Source organism: Cytobacillus sp. IB215316, from assembly GCF_033963865.1.
GTDB classification, from domain to species: Bacteria; Bacillota; Bacilli; order Bacillales; family SM2101; genus Nanhaiella; species Nanhaiella sioensis.
The window spans coordinates 204,241-224,818 of record NZ_JAXBMC010000006.1; the positions used below are offsets into that span (position 1 = coordinate 204,241).

The 20,578-nt window shown below is 32.3% G+C and carries 16 protein-coding genes; 5 read left to right on the forward strand and 11 right to left on the reverse strand.

Annotated features, from left to right (window positions below):
• Positions 1-172 precede the first annotated feature (172 nt).
• From SLH48_RS12425 to SLH48_RS12435, 3 genes are read right to left on the reverse strand one after another with little or no spacing between them, the layout of a single operon-like run.
• Positions 173-1,273, reverse strand: coding sequence for a phosphatidylglycerol lysyltransferase domain-containing protein (locus SLH48_RS12425; protein ID WP_320258420.1), 1,101 nt, complete (start codon positions 1,271-1,273; stop codon positions 173-175).
• A 51-nt stretch (positions 1,274-1,324) separates the two neighbouring features.
• A complete protein-coding gene (locus SLH48_RS12430) occupies positions 1,325-1,729 on the reverse strand; it encodes a (deoxy)nucleoside triphosphate pyrophosphohydrolase (protein WP_320258421.1) in 405 nt (134 codons plus the stop codon).
• Between the two features lie 58 nt (positions 1,730-1,787).
• Entirely contained in the window at positions 1,788-1,967 is a 180-nt protein-coding gene (locus SLH48_RS12435; protein WP_320258423.1) for a DUF4083 family protein, read from the reverse strand.
• Between the two features lie 509 nt (positions 1,968-2,476).
• Here SLH48_RS12435 and SLH48_RS12440 point away from each other — a divergent pair.
• Positions 2,477-3,055 (forward strand): GNAT family protein, encoded by a 579-nt coding sequence (locus tag SLH48_RS12440; protein ID WP_320258424.1) that lies wholly within the window; start codon positions 2,477-2,479, stop codon positions 3,053-3,055.
• A 337-nt stretch (positions 3,056-3,392) separates the two neighbouring features.
• Here the strand turns inward: SLH48_RS12440 and SLH48_RS12445 are convergent, their stop codons facing one another.
• The 3 genes from SLH48_RS12445 to SLH48_RS12455 all read right to left on the reverse strand — a co-directional run bounded on the left by SLH48_RS12445 (position 3,393) and on the right by SLH48_RS12455 (position 5,749).
• Positions 3,393-3,689, reverse strand: coding sequence for an antibiotic biosynthesis monooxygenase (locus tag SLH48_RS12445; protein ID WP_320258426.1), 297 nt, complete (start codon positions 3,687-3,689; stop codon positions 3,393-3,395).
• Positions 3,690-4,311: 622 nt separating this feature from the next.
• Positions 4,312-5,055 carry an ABC transporter permease gene (locus SLH48_RS12450; RefSeq protein ID WP_320258427.1) on the reverse strand — a complete coding sequence of 248 codons (744 nt, stop codon included), beginning with the start codon at positions 5,053-5,055 and terminating at the stop codon, positions 4,312-4,314.
• A 13-nt stretch (positions 5,056-5,068) separates the two neighbouring features.
• Complete coding sequence (locus tag SLH48_RS12455) at positions 5,069-5,749, reverse strand: ABC transporter ATP-binding protein (RefSeq protein ID WP_320258463.1); 681 nt, start codon at positions 5,747-5,749, stop codon at positions 5,069-5,071.
• 364 nt (positions 5,750-6,113) lie between these two features.
• On the opposite strand from SLH48_RS12455, the gene SLH48_RS12460 reads away from it, so the two are divergent.
• Positions 6,114-6,971, forward strand: coding sequence for a helix-turn-helix domain-containing protein (locus SLH48_RS12460; protein ID WP_320258428.1), 858 nt, complete (start codon positions 6,114-6,116; stop codon positions 6,969-6,971).
• 340 nt (positions 6,972-7,311) lie between these two features.
• Here the strand turns inward: SLH48_RS12460 and SLH48_RS12465 are convergent, their stop codons facing one another.
• Complete coding sequence (locus tag SLH48_RS12465) at positions 7,312-8,751, reverse strand: YcdB/YcdC domain-containing protein (RefSeq protein WP_320258429.1); 1,440 nt, start codon at positions 8,749-8,751, stop codon at positions 7,312-7,314.
• A gap of 437 nt (positions 8,752-9,188) precedes the next feature.
• Here SLH48_RS12465 and SLH48_RS22495 point away from each other — a divergent pair, with 437 nt between their 5' ends.
• Both SLH48_RS22495 and SLH48_RS12470 read left to right on the forward strand, forming a co-directional pair.
• Positions 9,189-9,521: a DUF4085 family protein gene (locus tag SLH48_RS22495; RefSeq protein WP_413785415.1), complete on the forward strand. Its 333-nt coding sequence runs from the start codon at positions 9,189-9,191 to the stop codon at positions 9,519-9,521.
• 170 nt (positions 9,522-9,691) lie between these two features.
• Positions 9,692-13,153 (forward strand): hypothetical protein, encoded by a 3,462-nt coding sequence (locus SLH48_RS12470; protein ID WP_320258431.1) that lies wholly within the window; start codon positions 9,692-9,694, stop codon positions 13,151-13,153.
• A gap of 1,014 nt (positions 13,154-14,167) precedes the next feature.
• Here SLH48_RS12470 and SLH48_RS22500 read toward each other — a convergent pair.
• The 4 genes from SLH48_RS22500 to SLH48_RS12485 all read right to left on the reverse strand — a co-directional run bounded on the left by SLH48_RS22500 (position 14,168) and on the right by SLH48_RS12485 (position 18,353).
• On the reverse strand, positions 14,168-14,254 hold the full coding sequence (locus SLH48_RS22500; protein ID WP_413785419.1) for a putative holin-like toxin: 87 nt from the start codon (positions 14,252-14,254) through the stop codon (positions 14,168-14,170).
• A 630-nt stretch (positions 14,255-14,884) separates the two neighbouring features.
• On the reverse strand, positions 14,885-15,346 hold the full coding sequence (locus SLH48_RS12475) for a hypothetical protein (RefSeq protein ID WP_320258432.1): 462 nt from the start codon (positions 15,344-15,346) through the stop codon (positions 14,885-14,887).
• A 27-nt stretch (positions 15,347-15,373) separates the two neighbouring features.
• A complete protein-coding gene (locus SLH48_RS12480) occupies positions 15,374-16,657 on the reverse strand; it encodes a YtxH domain-containing protein (protein ID WP_320258433.1) in 1,284 nt (427 codons plus the stop codon).
• Positions 16,658-17,396: 739 nt separating this feature from the next.
• A complete protein-coding gene (locus tag SLH48_RS12485) occupies positions 17,397-18,353 on the reverse strand; it encodes a hypothetical protein (protein ID WP_320258434.1) in 957 nt (318 codons plus the stop codon).
• 582 nt (positions 18,354-18,935) lie between these two features.
• Between SLH48_RS12485 and SLH48_RS12490 the strand changes: the two genes are divergently transcribed.
• The gene (locus SLH48_RS12490; RefSeq protein ID WP_320258435.1) at positions 18,936-20,450 is read left to right on the forward strand and encodes an S-layer homology domain-containing protein; all 1,515 of its coding nucleotides are present in this window, start codon (positions 18,936-18,938) and stop codon (positions 20,448-20,450) included.
• Positions 20,451-20,578 lie beyond the last annotated feature (128 nt).

A 20,578-nucleotide genomic window follows, 5' to 3' on the forward strand; every position in this document is an offset into this window, starting at 1 on the left:
TTCGTTAACTTTGTTACTATTTTTTTGAAAAATGGATTATATTACGATTTTTATGAGAGCTCAATAATTGTATAAGTAGAAAAGATGCCACGAACGCTAGATGTATACGTGCCTATATCTTTGAACGAAAAGTAACAATCAATGCGAAAACAGCCTTAGAAAAACAAGCTTTTTACCCTACAATCCTTCTGCCTAATTTGTTACTTGCATAGGGCAATTCTTTCTCTATCTTATTTGTACGAATTAACAATATAAGTTGAATGATCACGATTGGTAAGAATGTTTTTTTATAAGCTAAATATTTCCCGTTCCATGTATGTGTGAATTTCGCTTTAAATTCCATTAAACCTTTAAATCGATAGGAAAACTTATTAGAATTGAAAACTAGCTTCGATATTTTTTCAATAGTTTTTGCATCCTTTGTATTCCCTACATTAGCAAGTGGTGACATTCCTAGACTACAAGATTGATAACCTTGCTCGTGCCCCCAGTAAAATATCGATGTAAATAATACATCCATCGTCCCGTTCGGACAAGTTGGGTAATAACGCATTAAATCGATTATAATACCATGCTTTTCTTCACTGTTAGTAGAAGCTAAAGTAGCAAAAGCAATTACTCGCTCATCTTCATCTCTTATGGTCGCTACAGGAAAGTGAGAAACATATTTATTACTATAAAATCCTACAGAAAAGCCTTTTTCCTTACGATCTCCAAGCCATGAATTTGAGACACTTTCTAATTCTGCAAGAAAGTCATTTGAGAAAGGTGGGGCAGTTACCGTAAAACTATAGCCTTGTCGTTGAAATTTATTCCTGCTTGAACGTAGCTTTGCACCCTTTTTTCCTACCAATGAATAACCTACAAGATCAACTACGGCTTCTTCCCCTAATTTTACAAATTGATACTTCTCAAATTCGTACAAAGATAAGTATTTACAACTAATTTGGTAAAAAACAGGCTTACATCCATAACGATGAGCAAATTGTTCAAATTCTAGAAGAGCATCTTTAATATATTCATTCTTTCCAATTGGGTCACCTAAAACGACTAATTTATTCATAATTTTTTTATAAGAAATGATTGCATTGCCTTCTTGTGCCCAGAACACGCTCTTATCCTTTAAAAATATTAAATGAGCATTAGTATGTTCGTTATGGCGTTTCAAAAATTCAGCAACCTGGTCATAATCAATCCTGTGATTTGTAGGAAAGATCTCTTTAGGTCTAAAAAAATAGAAAAATATAATTGCAATAATAATGATTGCCGACAAAGTATGTAACCCCCTAAAGCACAAACATTCTAGAAAAGTGCTAATCCGTTGTTAATATTCTAACTGAGCTGTACTTGTTAGTTTTTCAATTGTAGGAAGATCTGCTGGAGCCCAGTCTAAATTCTCTAACTCGTCACAGTGTAACCATTTTATTATTACATGCTCAGTTAAAATTGGCTCCCCTTCAACCAACTTACAATAAAAAGTCCTTAAATGAACAATGCCAAAATCATATTCATGCACAGTAAGTTCAATTTGATCTCCTACCTCTATCTCACATTGCAATTCTTCATAAATTTCTCGTTTCAATGCTTGTTGAGGTGATTCCCCTTCTTCTATTTTCCCACCCGGAAACTCCCATTTGAAGGGTAAAACTCTTCCTTTACCTCTTTGTGCACACAGAATTTTCTCATCTTTAATAATTACAGCTCCAACCACATGAATGTTCTTCTTCATCGCTTCCTCCCTATTTGATAACAACAAACTAGAAATATAACTATTATGTAGACTCATGTTAATCGTTATTTTTATTTATACGTTCATTTATGGCATCTACCTTCTTCTCTATACTATCAAGTTGATTTCTTCGTTTTGAAATAGAACGAATGAATAGCACAATTAGAATGATAGCTAATATTAGACTTCCAAAAGTAAATAATTGAAATATTAAGTCGCCTAAATTAACATCCATCATAAAATCACCTCCATAATTTCATTTATATATCATGTCACATACCCATATAGTATCATAACTGTATTATTGTACTATTAGTAGTCACTTCATCACTAAAAAATATAGAATTCCTAATCCTTTACCTCAAAAAAACTGTTTCTTTATTGGTATTTTTAGAAGAAATAAATACTATATTTCCTTATCCTATTCCTCAAAGGAAAGAAACAGGCTGTTTAAGAATCCCTGTTTCTTTCATAATAGCTATTTTAGTAAAAAACCACACTTCGCCAATTTATCTTTATAACTTCTCATAGTTTCTACCCATACGTTCATCCTAGCATTTACATGTCCATCCATAATTAACAATTAGAAGTGTAAACAACCTGTAGCACTGTTAATTGTTATTTAATCCATAGACACCTTAAAAAATATAATATATAATCTTACAAATAATTATTATTTATTAAATTTTCTGGTGATTCTGCAAACAAAATATTAGATCATATTTCATATGATTTGGAGGTGAGCTTATGGAAATTGAAGAAATATACGGTGATTTACCAACATTGGAGACAGAGCGTCTTATTCTGAGAAAAATCACACTAGATGATGTTGATGACATTTATTCATACGGTTTTAATGAAGAAGTAGCTAAATACGTGACTTGGGACGCACATAAAACATTATCTGACACTAAAGCATTTGTAGACTTTGCACTATGCCAATATGAAAATAAAAATGTAGCTCCTTGGGGTATCGAATATAAGGAAGACGGTAAATTAATCGGAACGGCAGATTTTATTTTATGGCAACCAAACCATAATCGAGCTGAGGTTGGCTATGTCCTTTCTCCAGCGTATTGGGGAAAAGGCATAGTAACTGAAGCTGCAAAAGAAATTATAACATTCGGTTTTAACCATATGGATTTAGTCCGTATTCAAGCAAGATGCTTCATAGAAAACATCGGTTCAGAACGAGTAATGCAAAAATTAGGCATGACCTTTGAAGGCATCATTCGAAAAGGAATGCTCGCAAAAGGCAAACACCAAGATTTAAAAATGTATTCTATATTGAAAGAGGAGTTTTTGGCTGCGGATAGATCTAAATAGTTCGGATAGCTTGAAGAGGCTGGGACAAAACCCAATTAAAATGAAAAAACCGCACGAAATCATATTTATAAACCTTGATTTCGTGCGGTTTTATTTTTGCTTAATGTATAAAAACCAGTTAGTTTTCCACTTATGTCCCAGCCTCTTCTTAATTATACTATTTTACATACATTAGATGTGAAATTTCATTAATGTCAATTTCGGTAGCTTCTGGTCATAGGTAGGATATAAACTGTACCTGTCAAACCTCTAAGATATTACACATTGTAAAAAAGTTATTTTAGAGCATTCTCCACTAAGTAATTAATATGTAGTGAAATGTTTTTAGAGCAGAGATTTATGATAAAGGAACTTTGTTAAAATGCTCAACTGTTGGAAATGGATCATAGAAATGATGCAATTTCTTTTTCCATTCCTGGTACTCTTTTGATTGCCTAAAGCCAACCGTATGGTCTTCTAACGTTTCCCATTTCACTAATAGTAGATACTTTCCTTCTACTTCTATACAACGCTGTAATTCGTGATTAATGTACCCTTTCATTGAGGAAATGATTTCTGATGCCTGACGAAAAGCCTCCTCATACTCCTCCTCCATACCTTTCCTAACTTGTAGCATAACCGCTTCCAATATCATATAACCCCTCCTTATTATTGCTAATGTTACATCTATCTAGTTCTTTTTTTCAATACAAAACATAATAGGAGGGGTTTTATATGATAATCGACTTTTGTAAAAAGCTGCTTTCGCAAAAACTATTGTTTTTCGTTCAAAACGAATACAACTAGCTATCGTGGCATTTTTCTTTTTTTAAACCGATGACTGTATAACAACACCTTTATGTTCCCAGTTAGGAACAATAGCAACAAATTTAACGAAAAGAGCCTTGTAAAAAGAATAACGCTAAGAGGATGTCCATCCACTAAGGTTGATATTTTCCTTCTAATCCAAAGCAGATAATAACTGTTGGAGTTTACATGTTATTGCAAGAAGATGATACTAATTCACAAAAAAGAGGAGGTTAACTTCCCTCAAAAAAGTATATACTTCCTACCTCAAATAAACTGTTTAAATTAAACCTTCAAATCTTTTTATTTGAAGAACGTTTGCCGGTGTCCTTATGAACATGTTTTAATTCCTATGACCTGATTTATAGTATAAAGTTGTTGTTTTGCTTTTCTAAAAACAACTTCAATATGTTTTCTATTTATGACATCTCTATAGATTGGTTACTATCCTTCTCTATTCGTTCCAGCAATTAATCATATTTAAAAAACCGCAACGACAATATTCCTGCGATGATTGTAATTGCCAAAACAAATACTAAATGATATGACTGCCATATATCTCCGCCATTCCAAGAGATTTGAAGTATTTTCACAGCATGTGTTGTCGGAAGTATGTAAGCAACTTTTTGCATAAAATCTGGCATTAATTCAATTGGGTATGTTACCCCACCAAAAAAAATAATAACAAAATAAATGATCATTGATAAAGTTTGGGAGGTTTTCGGGTCTGTTGTTAAGTTCCCTATAAATACACCAATAAAGTAACACATGATAAAGGAAAGTAACAATAGAGATCCAAATGTAAGATAGCTTTTTCCTTCTAAAGTTAATGAGTATCTAGTCGCCGCAACAACTACTAATAATACAACGGTGAAAATAGCACATAATAACTGTACAAGAAAGTTGGCAAAAATAAAGTGGGTGCTTTTAACTGATGCTAGTCTTAATCTTCTAAAGAAGTATATACTTCTCATATAAGAAAAGCCAATTCCAACGTTACCAATTGCAAGTACGACTACACTTAGAAACGCAAACATCGGAAATACAAAATCAATTGGCGCAATTTCCATACCGTATATTTCTATAGAATTATTACTAACCTCTGTTTGCATGACAAGAAATATAATTGGAGCAATGACCCCAAACCCCAAAATAATCCATGTCCTTAGCAGCTTTTTTACTTCTAATTGAAATAGAGCATTAACTGTATTCATATTTTCCTCCCATTTAAACACACTCTACAAAATAATCTTGTAAGCTATTATATTTGTTACCTAGTAAAGCTTTTGGGGTAGTCGTTTGTTCAACTTTTCCATCCTTTAACACAACGACTTTATTACAAAGATCCTCCACCTCATCCATATAGTGACTAATCATAATAATTGTTTTACCTTGCTCATTCAGTTGCTTTAAATATTTCCTCATTTCATATCTGCTAATTGCATCAAGTGAGGTCGTTAGCTCATCCAATATTAAAAGCTCTGGATCATTTAATAAACTTAATAAAATGTTTAATTTTTGTTTTTGCCCACCTGAAAGTGTTTTAATGTATTGCTTTCTGACTTCTGTTAAGTCCAACCTTTCGAGTAATGCCTCGACTACGGACTTTTCTACCTTATATATTTTTCTCCAAAGTGTACACATATCATCTACTTTTAAACGATCGTCAAAGTCACCTGATTGAGTTTGAACACCAATTTTTGTGTATATTTCATTCTCATTAAATCCGTAAGTTATGTTTCCACTATCTTGATTAACAAGTTTACAAATAATATTTGTAAGTGTAGTTTTGCCTACACCGTTTTTACCGATGATTGCTAAAAAGTCACCTTTTTCAACTGTAAAGGAAACACCTTTTAATACTTCTTTTTTCCTGTATTTTTTCTTAATATCTACTATTTCCAGCATCAAAACCTCTACACCTCACTTACACTTTCATATAATTTTATATATTACAAATAATCTCTATTAATCCGATTAAGCGCTTGAATAGTTAAGAGTTACATTTAAATATTGTTAGTACTGCCAGGAATGGTAGTTGAAAAGAGTAGCTGATAAAGTTAGGGGGATAATTATTGGTAAACTCCTACGTTTCGCCACCTCCAATATTTGTTATATTTTGATATAATAGTAATAAATATTTTCCAATAAACGAAATCTAACCTCCTATGATATGAGCTTATATAACATTAGTTAGGGAGAGAATACTAGTTATAGCTGCCTTTTTTATAAAAAATAAGAATTTTTTCATATTTTTTGGTGGGGTGATATTTTGATAAGTAATGAGGATTTAGGGGCAATCATAAAGAAAATCCGCAAAGAAAGGAATATTACACAAAAAGAACTTGCTAGTGGGATTTGTTGTCAAACGACGATTAGTTATTTAGAAAAAGGAAAAGCCTCTCCTAGAATTGACATTATGTATTATATTGCTTCACGCCTAGGAGTTACTGTTGATTACTTCTTTCATATACTGGAGAAAGAGCAAAATATGTATACAAGTGACACGATTATGTTAATCGAAAAGTTAATTAAAGAAAAAAAATATGATGACATTTTCGAGTTAACTTTAAGAGAGAGAAAAATTCTAAACTCTAGTTTGTTTTCTCAAAAGTATATTCAATATATTAACTGGCAATACTGGCGCTCTGCTCAATACCTCGGCAAAATTTCATGGAAAAAATGTGTCGAACAACTAAATCAATTAACTAATCAGCAAACAAAAGAAATTCCTTTATTCCAAGACTTACGTATCAAAAATGTTATTGCAAACGTGTTAGCAGAAAATAAACAAGAGGAAAAAGCAAAGAAAATCTATCAGGAATTACTAGAATATGATATTGAAATATATGAATATCACAAATTTAAATTAATAATTTATTACAACTTATCGAAGTTATACACAGAAATCGAAGAATATCGCTTAGCAATAGACATCGCGAACAAAGGAATTAATTTCTCTAAAAAAATTGAAGACATGTCTATTCTAGGCAACCTCTTCTTTCAAGTAGCAATATGTTTATTTCAATTGAATGAAAACAAAGATTATACAAAACATTATTTTGAACAAGCTACGTTCTTTAATAAATTCTTTGGTCATTCTATGAATATAGAATATGTTGATGTATAAGCAATTATAATCACAGTGAAACCTCAATCGTTATGATATTTTTAGAATAATCAGTAATCTATTGGATAACGCAATATAAAGTCATAACATTCAGAAAAGAGAGTTGACATAGAACAATTACTGAAAATAAAAACTGGATTCGATATTAAAAGGGTCTTCGGTAGAAACTAATAATAAAGAAAACTTTTGGGTAAGGAAAAGCAGCTTAAAAAAGCTGCTTTTTGTTGGCTTTATGGTATTTCTATTACAACTTTCACATCACTCCATCACAAATAGTAGACTAGTAATCACTCTGAACACCCTATTTGTCAAGGAATGCAATTGATTTTAGCACCATATGCTATTTTTCTTTTGCTGAAATAACGACCCCAGTCATAGCATCAATGTACTTAATGGAAGTTTTGGAATACCGGTCACATGCTTGGTAGACAAGAATATAGGATTCTGTTTCACCACCATAATTTTTGTTCCAAGCCAATTCAAAGTCCAAATGATTGAAAAATATATCTCTCGCTTCTTCTTTTGAAATTGTAGGCTCTGCAGGGATTTGACTCAATTGTTCTATGTCAAAGCTCGGCCCACTATAATGATCAATTTGTCCTGTTTCACAATTAACTGTAACTACTACTTTTTCTAACTGAACTGGTATGCCATTACCATTATGAATACGGAAAGAAAATGTTTCTTTTTTTCTCGTATCTTTCACCTCTTCCCCATTCTCTCGAACAACCAATTGTATATATTTATGATAATTTGGAATGACCCCTTCAAGAAAACGGGTCGCATGTTGAAAACATTCTTCACGAGTAAGTCTGAGATCGCCACTTCGTTCATTGAACCACACAAAACTTCTAACTTTTCCTGTTTTCTTTGATATGAAGGCTTTAACTGTACCTTCTGTATGTCTCTTCAAAAAGCCTTCAAAAGATAAGTCCTGCTCCTCCATCTTCCAGTTCCGGTTCCGCCATACAATGCCTATTTCTTCCCCCATATCTACTTCCCTAATAACTCCAAATTCATCTGGTATTCCAATGACCTCTTCAATAGATAAATCTTTTTGTGTGGTTGTATTTAAAGGAGCTGGCAGTAGAACGTAGGTTTCTGGAATATCTTCATCAGGTATAATGCTCAAGGTTGGGGTCAATACATCTGCTTTGAACTTCATGGAAGATGGCTCTAGTTCATAAACAAGGCTTAGTCCATCATCCGCTACATTATGATTAATAGTATATAGGTTTGTAATAGTTTGCTCAAAATTCAGGTTATTTTTTACGTGTTCAATTAGTTTCTCTTTTGAAATCAAAGTTGTTGGTATTTCGGGTATCTGATTCGCAACTTTATAAGAAAATTTCACAATATTACCCATATGGTCTACGTCAATAATACAGCCTGTAGACTTAAGTGGTAAGTCCATGACGACCAGTTCATAGTTAAAGCGATATGCATGATCCAGCTTTCTCATTTCAGAGAAAGTTAAATCATTTAAAGCGTCAGGGTAATGACTAAGTAAAAATTGCTCCGCTCGTTCTTTTCTTTCCTCTACATCTGAAAGAACCGTATTGGAATTTCCACCATCACCCATGTCAATTGTTAAACTTGTCAAATTACCGGACAAATCAAGATTGATAATAACCCCTTTATCTCTTTTTTCATTCGCCCATGAAAACATTGCCTGACCTGCTCCATTCTCTCCCCCAGCATACTCCTCTATGATAGGTTGAAAATTAGCTGGAATTTCGACTATCGACAAGGCTCGTTTCCTTAACTCTTCTTTTAGCATACTATATACCTCCTAGATTCTAGCATGTATTTTTTATATCTATCTTATTTGATATTTTCATTTATTATTCTTGATTATTTGTATAGTTAAGCTGCTAGATAACTTTATTATTAATCCCCAAAATAGATTTTCATTAATTCCATCTTTAGTTAAGAATACACATTTGTTGCAGATACTCCCTATAATCTTAAATTAAGGTGTCAAATAGAAATCTCTAACTACTCTTCTTCCACGATGTTAGTCAAGTAATAACAGAGTATGAGCCTTAATTTTTTCCTCCAAACATTTCCTAGTTTATTTTTATTTTAGTCTATTAGAAAAACCAACTTTTTACAATAGTGTCCCTTCATCGATAACTCTGTTTACCATAGGATTAAAATCAATTGTTTAAAAAAATGATAGTATACTAGTTTCAACAACTACAATGAGGTGCTATGATGTGGAATATATGTACAGAAGCACAAGAGAAATTTTTAAAATGTAACCTTCTCCCCATTTATGAATCCGATCACGATTGGGAAATTGCACTTAGAGGTGGGAAAGAAGAAAAGGACGCTCTCTTTACCTATTTGAAAGAACAACTTGCTAGAGTAAAAGGAGAATTACTACATACGTTGCCAAATCGTTTCAAGTCTTTTTTTCATCATATTTTACGAAATTGTTTCGTATATAGCCCCTTCTCAATCTGTTTGCGAAGTAGTGATTCATCCTCTTTTCCTTCATCATCTTTACCCCAAGCCTCTCTTTCTATATTCACTGTTCTATCGTGAATACATCTTCTTTAAGTACCTCTTTTTTAAATCTTCAGCTCTAGAATCTACCATTTTTAATTCTTAAAATTCCTCTCCAGTTCTGAAGTTTATTGTACTTTTAGCCTTATCACATTATAATATTTAGTGACGAGATAAATTTTAAAATCTGATTCAGAAAGGAACATATAATGAAGAAAACACCAAATTTGTACTTAGGAAATGCATCTTTGCACGCTGAAACGAAAGCGGTTTCGCTTGAAACGGTAACTATGAATAAGGACACATATTTTAAGATTGAAAACTACAATCAAATGAATCCATTCTTTATGACAGTAGTAAGTGATGTTGACCTTTGGATGTTTATATCAAGTACTGGCGGGCTGACTTGCGGTCGTAAAAATGCAGAGACAGCTTTATTTCCGTATTATACAGATGATAAAATCCATGACAGTATTGAGACAACCGGATCACATACAGTCCTAATCGTCAATAAAGACGATAGGAACTTCCTGTGGAAACCTTTCTCTTTTCATAATGACAATGTATATAAGATTACAAGAAACCTATATAAAAACACTATAGGCAATAAAGTTATGTTTGAAGAGATCAACCATGACCTAGAGGTTAGTTATACCTATACATGGAAGAGTAGTGATTTATTTGGATTTATTAAAGAATCTAGAATAGTTAACATGGCTGATAAGGAAGTAGATATTAGAGTCCTAGACGGAATTCGTAACTTACTACCATATGGTGTCAATACGCTTTTACAAACCACAAAAAGTACGCTTGTCGATGGATATAAACGATGTGAATTAGTAGAAAAAGCAGGGCTTGGTATTTACACACTTAGTTCGATCATAACAGATAAAGCTGAGCCAAGTGAATCATTGAAAGCAACGACGGTTTGGTCAAAGGGACTTGAGAATCCTAGCTACCTTCTGTCAGAACAACAGATTAGAGCGTTCTCACAAAACGAAGAGATTCAAACAGAAGTTGATATTAAGGGTAGAAGAGGTTCTTACTATGTTGTAGATTCTATCCATCTTAATGGTAATGAATCTAAAAATTGGTATATAGTAGCTGAGCTTAATCAAAGCGCTTCGAAAGTTGAGAAACTTATTAAAGACGTTATGAACAATCAATCGATTCTTGAAGAGATTGAAGTTGATGTTTCAAAGAGTGAGTACAATCTTAAAAAACTAGTGTTTAATGCAGATGGATTCCAATGTACTTCAAATGAGAAAGAGGGTTATAGACATTTTTCAAATACCCTTTACAATATTATGCGAGGTGGCATATATGTAGATGGCTATGAGATTGATAGAGAGGATTTCAAAGCATTTGTAGGGAATTGGAATAAAGAAGTATATACGAAGCAACTGGATTTTATGAGCCGATTACCTGAAACAATTAACTATAATGAACTGATTGCTATGGTAGGACAGCTTAATTGTAAGGATTTTGAACGTTTAGTATTAGAGTACTTACCACTTACATTCAGTAGGCGACATGGAGATCCAAGTCGTCCATGGAATAAATTTAATATAGAGATTACCAAAGAGGATGGAAGCAAGGAGCTAAAGTTTGAAGGGAACTGGCGTGATATATTTCAAAACTGGGAAGCCTTATCCATTTCCTACCCTGCATTTACAGAGAGTATAATTGCTAAATTCGTAAATGCATCAACAGCAGACGGGTATAACCCATATCGAATTACGAAAGACGGAATTGACTGGGAGAAGCTTGACCCTGAAGATCCGTGGTCAAATATTGGATACTGGGGAGATCATCAAATTATTTATCTTTTAAAGCTAATGGAATTATCAAAGTCTTATAATCCTGAAAAGCTACTGGACCTTCTTCATAAAGACATTTTTGTATATGCGAATGTGCCCTATAGAATTAAAGGATTTGATGCATTAGTAGACGACCCAAGAAACAGTATTGTTTATAGTGAAGAGAGTGAACAACATATTGACAACAAAGTTGCAAGTCTTGGATCAGATGGTAAGTTAGTTTACAACAGGGACGGAATCTACAAAGTTAATTTAATGGAAAAACTTTTGGTTACTATGCTTGCTAAGTTCTCTAACTATGTGCCAGAGGGTGGTATTTGGATGAATACTCAACGTCCAGAGTGGAACGATGCTAACAACGCTCTTGTTGGGAATGGAATGTCAATGGTTACCCTTTATTATTTACATCGTTTCCAAGCTTATATGAGTCAAATAGTTAATGAAATTAAAGAGGACTCTGTTGAGGTTTCAGTTGAAGTGCTTCAGATGTTCAATGATACAATGGAGGTATTAAAGGAAAGTCAACAATATCTTGGCGATAATATGTCCGACAACACTCGTTTTAATATTGTAAAAGCGTTAGGTAAGATTGGCGAAACATATAGAAATTCTATATATGACAATGGTTTTGTAGGCGAAAAAGCGGCACTTTCTATAGATTCCTTTAAAGAATTTATTGAGGTTTCAATGATTCATTTAAAAGATTCAATTAAAAAGAATAAACGAGAAGACGGTCTATACCACTCATACAATCTCATCCGATTTGATAACGAAAACTGTAGCATATCAAATCTTTATGAGATGTTAGAAGGTCAGGTTGCCGTTCTAAGTTCAAAAGCTTTAGATGGAAAAGAAGCCATTAATGTACTAGAGGCACTTAGAAATAGTTCTATTTATCGCGAAGACCAAGACAGCTATATGCTCTATCCAAACCGTGAATTGCCAAAGTTCTTAGAGAAAAATGTGATTCCTGATGAACAAGTTATGTCATCAACTGTTTTAAAAGCAGAACTGAATCAGAATCACACACGGTTTATAGAAAAAGATGTGAATGGGAAGTACCACTTTAACGGTCAGTTCAGAAACGGTGAAGAGATTCGAGAAGCACTAAAAGCCACAAAAGAGTATAACGATGAGGATATTAAAATTGTTGAAGAAATCTTCTCAAACCTTTTTGACCATCATGCTTTCACAGGACGCTCCGGTACCTTTTATAAGTATGAAGGGTTAGGATCTATCTATTGGCACATGGTATCAAAGCTAGTTTTGGCGACACAAGAAAGCTTCAATGATATATATTGTCAAAGTGGTATGAATGAAGAAACTAAGGCGCTTATGACTGAGTATGAAGCTATTAAGACAGGAATAGGATTAGAAAAATCACCGGAACAATACGGCGCATTTCCAACAGATGCTTATTCCCATACTCCGAGCTTTGCGGGAGTACAACAACCTGGTATGACCGGACAGGTAAAAGAAGACTTTATCTCTAGACTAGGTGAGTTAGGAGTAAAGGTAGAGGAGGGGCGTATTCGTTTCAAACCGGAGTTATTAGCAAAGTCTGAGTTTTTAAAAGAAATGAAATCCTGGTCCCTACCTAGGAATAGTAATGCTACCGAAACTGAAACAATCCAGTTAGATGAGAATTCCTTAGGATTTACATTCTGTGCAGTTCCGGTAATTTATTACCTAGAAGGCAACAAGAAAATCATCGTTTGTTATAAAGATGGTACAGAAAGCATTTTTGAAGATGTGGATACTTTAGATCTTGTAACAAGTCAAACTATTTTCAATCGTGAAGGTAAAATTGATAAAATTAAAGTGTATATCGACGGTAATAAATTGAAATAATCTTTGAGTTCTGAGTAGATTTTCTGCTCAGAGCTTTTTCTTTTTTGGTGCCCGACCCCTGCTAGGATAAATTATTTAAGTTCTATCAGGTTGATAACAAGTGATAGCAAAAATCCCCCGAACCATTCATCCGTTTTATGCCTTCAAAATCTGATTATCCAGACAAATTTATGGTAACACATTAAATGATTTTAGAAATCCAGTGCTAGATTTAAAAGGGACTCAAATAGAATTAGAGGCTGCTATGACTGTAGAAATAATGGTGCTTATTCTAACTTATTTCTTTGTACCTAAACCATATACTACAGCTGTAGCAATTATAGAATCTTTAGGTGTCGTTGTTGCAACACTATCTTACTCTATAATGCTTGGAGAGTTGCAGATGATTGCAGAACTTACTTTAATCAAATTACACCTTACTATCCTTTTTAAAATATTGTGAACGAGGTTAATCCATTTAACCTCGTTTTTTTGTTATCAAATAGCGTTGACAATTTAACAATGCTATCTATAGAATAAAAAAAAGGAGTGAGGATAAATGAACGCTCTATTGAACAAATACTTTATTGCATTTATTTATGTCATAACTATGACAACTGTATTGATACTTTTTTTAAATAAAACTATGATTATGGCTACGAGTGAATCTCCTTCTGGAACTATTTTAATTTATACAATAGGACTTATTATAATCGTAATGATTATAGGTAAATTACTAAAGAAATATATAAATTTTATATCTAGTGATAGGCAAGAAGAAAACAAACATAAAAAGTTTTTTGCAATTAGTTCACTATTTACTTTCCTATTAGTTTATTGTTTGAGGTTTTTTTAACTTCTTTTTACATTTTCCAACAATTATGATATTCTAATCATAGACAAGCAGTAACTGCATACAATAAGAAAGACCGAAGGTGCAGCAACACCTACGGCCTAACAATAACGATTCCTTCAGGAGTCGGCTAAATCATGTGAAATAGACCACCCTCATCTTATCAGGATACAAAGGGTGGTCTATTTGTCGTTTTTGTTAAAAGACAGTACTGAAATGATCAGCCCGCAAAATGCAATTGCCAACATCAACGCTTCAAATACCGTCATACGCCTCACCCCCTTTCAGGGAATGAAGCCGACCACCCTTAGAAATTCGCTATTGTATTCCAATTATACCATAGTTGCCCATATTGACGCAGACAAACAAAAAAGGACTGACTGCAGCCCTTTAATAACCTCAATAATCATTGTGTTGCATAAAATTGATTAATTTGACCTATCACATTAATACAAGATCAATTAAATTATTATATACCATAAAGTACACCCTTTATTATCACTCTCCCTCCCTGATGTCTCCTCCATTCATGAACCATCAGGGAGGGCTTACATATACTCTGGATGTTCACCATAATTTCTATTCTGTTTCATATAACCTTATTATGGACTTTATTTTTCCCGATTAACTGACAAATCAATCACTGGGCATTATAGACAATACCCACAAAAATCCTATTCCTAAGAATCCAATTGATATAGCAAGAAAAAAAATGGATAGATTAATGATCCATCTTTTTTTGATGTCAAATCCTAAATTTAACATTATCACACCGATGGTAAGTATAAAAATGTTAATATGGACTATCCCCAATTCTACACTCCCTCTTTTTGTTTATTCAATGGATATATTACGAAACACAATAACACTTGTGTTCTATAGTCATCAAAAGTCGAACTTTACTCGTATACTTTTTGCCACCTTGCTAATGGGTTTAAGATTAACCAAAAAGCTGAAACGCCAACACAAATAATAGTTAATAACACATCTATTATAATATTATCCATACTTAAATCTCGTAAAAAAATAGTTGTGATGTATGTTAAAATCGCTAGTATGGTACTACAAATTAGGATAGTATTTACAAAAATCCTTCCAAAAACAGAAACAGGATATTTGCTTATCCATTTAAGAATTATATACATTATTAAAGCATAAGGTATAATAGACAATATATGGGAGGTTTCCTTAATTTCCCCTTCAGTAAAACCATAGATTGAGGCAGGATTGATTATGGTTGATGTAAAGAAAAAGATGATATATTGAAGTGGTTTTAACAAATACACATTTATTGTTTTTTCGTTCTTTTGATTTTTGCTTCTGACTTTTTTCTTTTGTTTTTTATTTCTTGTTTTGTTCATAATTGAGCCCCTTTACATATGTTAGCCCTAGAAAATTTTACCTAGTTGTTTTCCTATCCCACTCACAACATTATCTGCGAAATCTATTACTTCATCTTTAATGTCATTTCCAAGCTCTATTACTTCATCTTTAATGTCTTTTCCAAACTCTATTGCTTCATCTACTACAAAATTTGCTATATCTTTTGTTGCTTCTACAACACTTTTATTAATATAAGGTATTTTTGTATTAAGAGCATAAAACACTCCTGCTCCTGCTACAATGCCCACTACAGTACCAACTGGAGGTAACAAAAAAGATCCGATTGTTCCACCAGCTGTAGCAGTACCAATTGCTGATACAGTTGCTGTCCCTACCGCTATAGCCGCACTACCAAAGCCTATATCAACAGTTGTATCCACAAAAAAATCTACAGATTTGTCAAAAGTAAAAGAAAATTCACCGGATTCATCTCTTAAATTAGCGTTTATGTTATCTCGCACTGTTAAACCGTACCCCAATATTGATAATCCTTTTCCAAGTCTTTTCATATTCGAAACACTCTTCCAACCTATGAAATCGTCCCAAAATTTCATACCTTCTTTAAAAGTACTTGTCCAAACTTTTGTTGGAGGCTGACCAACACTGTTTATGTAATAATTTAAATCATCGAATTGAGTATTTTTAAATTTATTTATATTTTTATTGTAAAATGTGTTACCATCTTTTTCATACAGTTGAACCCCACTGTTGACAAGTTCATTAACAAATTTTCTTCCCCATTTCCATGTTCCCCCTAACTCAGTTGATAACATTTGTCTATATTTCATAAAATCACTATGGTTTAACCGGTTTCCACTCATCATATCTCCAACCACTTTTATAAATACATTCCCGTCTTTTTTAAACATTTTAAAAGTGTATCCAGGAATAGCTTTCAGGTTATTCCTTTTTAAAAATGCCGACTCACCTGTAATAAACGTGTTCATAATTACTTTCCAATCAATGCCCATATTTAAATTATTGTTAACATTCTTTCCATCCACTATAGACATTGCTTCTTTTACTAGATAATCTTCAGCCTTATTATATCTATCAACTGATTGAACAATAAACTTCTCTATTTCTTGTAGTAATTCTTCTATTTTATTTATAGAAATACAGACTTGACTTATTTGAGAGCTAACGTTTGTACGAGATATGATTTTTCCATCTATTTGGTATTTCACCGTAGATAATCTGTTTCCCATATTAGATAACTCTCTTTTATTTTTTACTAAGTCAGGTACTGTATTGTTCACTTCATTTGTTTTTATATTAATGGTAGACATGTAAATTCCCCCTATATTTTAAAAGATTAAGATAAAATCTAATAATAATTGGAATTACTGCATGATTATAACATAAATAACCTTGCTACTCTATGTATCTATTGAAGCTATAATATATAAAGAATTCATTGTAATCATAATTTCCAAAAAGGTTACTAGTTTCAGTATTAAGAGTAATCCTTTGAGTTACATTTTCTTCTTTTAATACGATGGATAATGACAAGGTATTATTTTTACATATATAATGAATAATTGGAAGTTATTATAATATAAGGTCATGTTGAAAATGAGGAGGTAATTATTGATGTCTAGTTATCTATTATTAATTGCTATGCTATGTTTTATTATATGGTTTAAGATTAGGCTTCCTTTGTTTTAATCAACTCTGGGGGTACCTGAATTTGATCATGTGTTTTTTTATATAAGGGCTTGAAGAACTCCGAAGTTTGAAATCTTAAATTTAAAGTTGGTAAACTTGATGGACGAAAATATTTTGATGATACGCAACTGAGTCCATTTGATTCCGTAATAACATATTCATCACCTCATACTTTCAGCTTATGGGCGAACAAAATATATGTGAAGGACCAGTATCTCTCATCATTTCAACAATTATATTTAAGAAAATCGACATTTCGCTTTATTAAAATTAGTTATCTGGTTTATGAAGATACGATACATAATATCACTTGTGTTTAATAAAAAAAGCCCAAAATCTGAGGCTTTAAACATTTTTCAACTATTCCAATGGTGTAGCTTCAAGAATGACAGAAGCTTCATTTGAATTATAATACTCAAATTCATCATTTACACTATCGTATGTGCTTCCATTAACTACATAATAGTATGTTACTCCATCTTCTACTCCTGTATCAGTAAATGTTGTACCAGAGTAACCTTTAGTAAGTGTAGTATACGGGCCTCCTGGAGTCGTTGACCTTAATACATAGAAAGAAGCATCTGGTATTTCATCCCAAGTAAGAACAACTTCAGAGTCATCAGGAGTTGCTATTAGGGAAAAAACATTTTCATTATACGGTAATAGTTCACCGTCTGCATCTATGTCGATTGCGTCAAGAACAAAAAAATAATCATCACGGTCACTTACAGTAATTTCAACCGTATGCTCCTTATTCTCTAAACCTAATTTCTCGAAAAACACTGGGTTATATCGTTTTGGATCTGATATATCATATTGTGGAAAATTATATATTTGGTCATCAATTTTTATTGTTGAGTTAATTGCATAAAATGCCTGAAACGACTCTATTAATCTAATTTTCGTCCCCGTAAAATTAAACTTTATTTTTTTATCAAAACCATTTTTTGGACCACTTTTAGTAGCCGTATTATTAAACTTATAAATAGTATCTGTCACTCTCATTAATCCATCGCTTTGTATATTTTGATTTTGATCATCATATCTTTTCCATCCATCTTCAACATATGGTAAGAGCTCAGCACCTTTCTCTATATCTATAGCATCTAAATATATTTTCTCACCAGAAACTTCAACAATATGTTCTTTATCTTCTAAATCTAATTTTTCAAAGAATACAGTTGGCAGAAATCCACCTATTCCAGATTCCGAAATTGTATAAGACTGATCATCAATTTTTATTGTCAGGTTTATTTCAGTGTTCAAATCAGGATATAATAACCTAATCTGTTCGCCTGTGAATTTATACCTTAGCAAGGTATCCTCTGCGCCTTTTTTAGTAAGAGAGTATGAATCTCCCGAATATAAAAGCCCTATATACATGCCAACAGATCCGTAATGTGAAATATTCCTATTTGTATCTTCGAATCTTTTCCATCCATCTTCAGGACTTTCTAATACATCTCCTACCCCAGCACTTGCTGCATTTGGAGTCCCTACTTACGGCAACAGTAATGCAAATAAAGAACAAATCAAAAACCCTAGAAATTTCTTCGTTGATTTCATGCAATAAATCCTCCTACGTATTGTCTTTATTTTAGTAAAATTAAACATTTAAAAAATGCATTACTACAATATTACTTATTTTTCTAGAAGATATGTAGTTTTGTGACAAACGAGAAAAAGGAGTGAATATATCTATGAAATCAACACAATGTCTATTATGGTTAATAAACAAATCTCCCCTTACACAGTTGACTTATTTTCTATAAACTTTCTTTATTAATATAGTTTATTCATATAAAAAATATTTTTCCTGCATTTGGTTTGTATGGTAAACTATTCTACGAATTATATTTTTTATATACTAAATCTATTAAACAGAGAGGTAGAGATTAATTGAGAAAACAACTTTTAATTTTAATAACAAGTGTGGTATTAATCGTAAGCTTATTTCCAGTAAATATTTATGCTGAAAATACGTTCACTGATGTAGGAGAAAATCATTGGGCAAAGAATGAAATTGAATTTTTAGCTAATAAAGGAATTATTAACGGGTATGCTAATGGCCTCTTCGGTCCAGATGATAATTTAACACGAATTCAAATTGCTTTAATGATTAATAGGGATAAAAATTATGACTTTGATGAAGAAACGCATACATTTAATGATGTACCTCAGGAATACAAGAATGTAGTATCTGCCGTTTCGAAACATGGATTATTTGATGATGTAGTTAAAGGTAATATTTTTGATCCATATAAAAAAGTTACTCGAGCAGAAATGTCTTCAATTTTGTCAGTAGCATATCAATTAGAAGGTAAAAGTGAAGTTGATTTTCAAGATGTACCTTCAACTCATTGGGCATATAGTTATGTACAAGGTTTGGCTGCCAATAAAATAACAACTGGTGTCACTGAAACAACATTTAACCCTGATGGTTTAGTCACTAGAGCTCAATTTTCAGTTTTTATGACTAGGATAATAAAAAGCACAGCCCAAGATAATGAAGAGATTGATGATTCAAATGGTACCGATGTTGAGAACAATCTGGATGAAAATCTCGATGAAACAAAGGATTCTCTCGAAACCTCTTTATTTGAACATTCTTATAAATGGAGTAATTTCTGGATGGGAGGTTTTGTTTTTTCAGATACAGACACAATTTATGTGGGCCATGATGGACTTACTTTGTTTGATAAAGATGGAGAAGTAACGTTATCTAACGACACTGCAAGTTGGATTAATGCTGTAGGTGATTATGTTTATTTTATAAGTATGTCTGACTACGCTGGTTATAAAGTGAAAAAGGATGGCACACAGCTTAAGAAAATAATCGATGAAAGTTTATTTGAATTGTACGTACAAGATGAGAACATTTTTTATACTTCTGATGATATAAATTCAGGAATAATTAAAACAGACTTAGAAGGAAAAAATCCCCAAACAATTGTAGATACTGTAGACAGTTTTTATATTGAAAATAATACGATATATTTTACGAAAAGAAATGACAATGACTCATTTGATATTTATAGTATTAGTACAGAAGGAAAAAATGAAAAATTACTAAAAAATAATACATTTGCTTATGCTATGTTGAGCGATGAAGAGTACCTATATTTTCAAAACGAAGAAGAGAATGTTTATAAAATGAAAAAAGATGGATCTGATTTTAAAAAGATAATAGATCAAACATACCACTTCTTCTTATACGAAGACAAAGTAATAGCTCTTGAATATCTCGGTGTAGAAAATGATCAATACACATATAACATTTATTCTTATGATAAAGATGGAAATAATAAAACAAAATTAACAATTGAACCTATTACTTCTTTTTATATTATAAGCGAAATAATCTTCGCAGGAAAAGTAGACTCCAACAATCCGGAAATTATCGTTATTCCTTAAGTATTATTATAACAAATTCTGGAATATCAAAACAAAAAACAGCCTACTAAGCAGGGCTGTTTTTTTGTGGGGTATAAATCTTGCTGTAGTTTATATTATGTTTAATCCATATGTTGTATTTTTAAAGC

Bases quoted from the DNA above. Each gene is read 5' to 3' on its own strand.
- SLH48_RS12430 (WP_320258421.1), bottom strand. From the start codon at position 1,729: ATGAAGAAGAACATTCATGTGGTTGGAGCTGTAATTATTAAAGATGAG.
- SLH48_RS12435 (WP_320258423.1), bottom strand. From the start codon at position 1,967: ATGATGGATGTTAATTTAGGCGACTTAATATTTCAATTATTTACTTTT.
- SLH48_RS12440 (WP_320258424.1), top strand. From the start codon at position 2,477: ATGGAAATTGAAGAAATATACGGTGATTTACCAACATTGGAGACAGAG.
- SLH48_RS12445 (WP_320258426.1), bottom strand. From the start codon at position 3,689: ATGATATTGGAAGCGGTTATGCTACAAGTTAGGAAAGGTATGGAGGAG.
- SLH48_RS12450 (WP_320258427.1), bottom strand. From the start codon at position 5,055: ATGAATACAGTTAATGCTCTATTTCAATTAGAAGTAAAAAAGCTGCTA.
- SLH48_RS12455 (WP_320258463.1), bottom strand. From the start codon at position 5,749: ATGCTGGAAATAGTAGATATTAAGAAAAAATACAGGAAAAAAGAAGTA.
- SLH48_RS12465 (WP_320258429.1), bottom strand. From the start codon at position 8,751: ATGCTAAAAGAAGAGTTAAGGAAACGAGCCTTGTCGATAGTCGAAATT.
- SLH48_RS22495 (WP_413785415.1), top strand. From the start codon at position 9,189: ATGTGGAATATATGTACAGAAGCACAAGAGAAATTTTTAAAATGTAAC.
- SLH48_RS12470 (WP_320258431.1), top strand. From the start codon at position 9,692: ATGAAGAAAACACCAAATTTGTACTTAGGAAATGCATCTTTGCACGCT.
- SLH48_RS22500 (WP_413785419.1), bottom strand. From the start codon at position 14,254: ATGACGGTATTTGAAGCGTTGATGTTGGCAATTGCATTTTGCGGGCTG.
- SLH48_RS12475 (WP_320258432.1), bottom strand. From the start codon at position 15,346: ATGAACAAAACAAGAAATAAAAAACAAAAGAAAAAAGTCAGAAGCAAA.
- SLH48_RS12480 (WP_320258433.1), bottom strand. From the start codon at position 16,657: ATGTCTACCATTAATATAAAAACAAATGAAGTGAACAATACAGTACCT.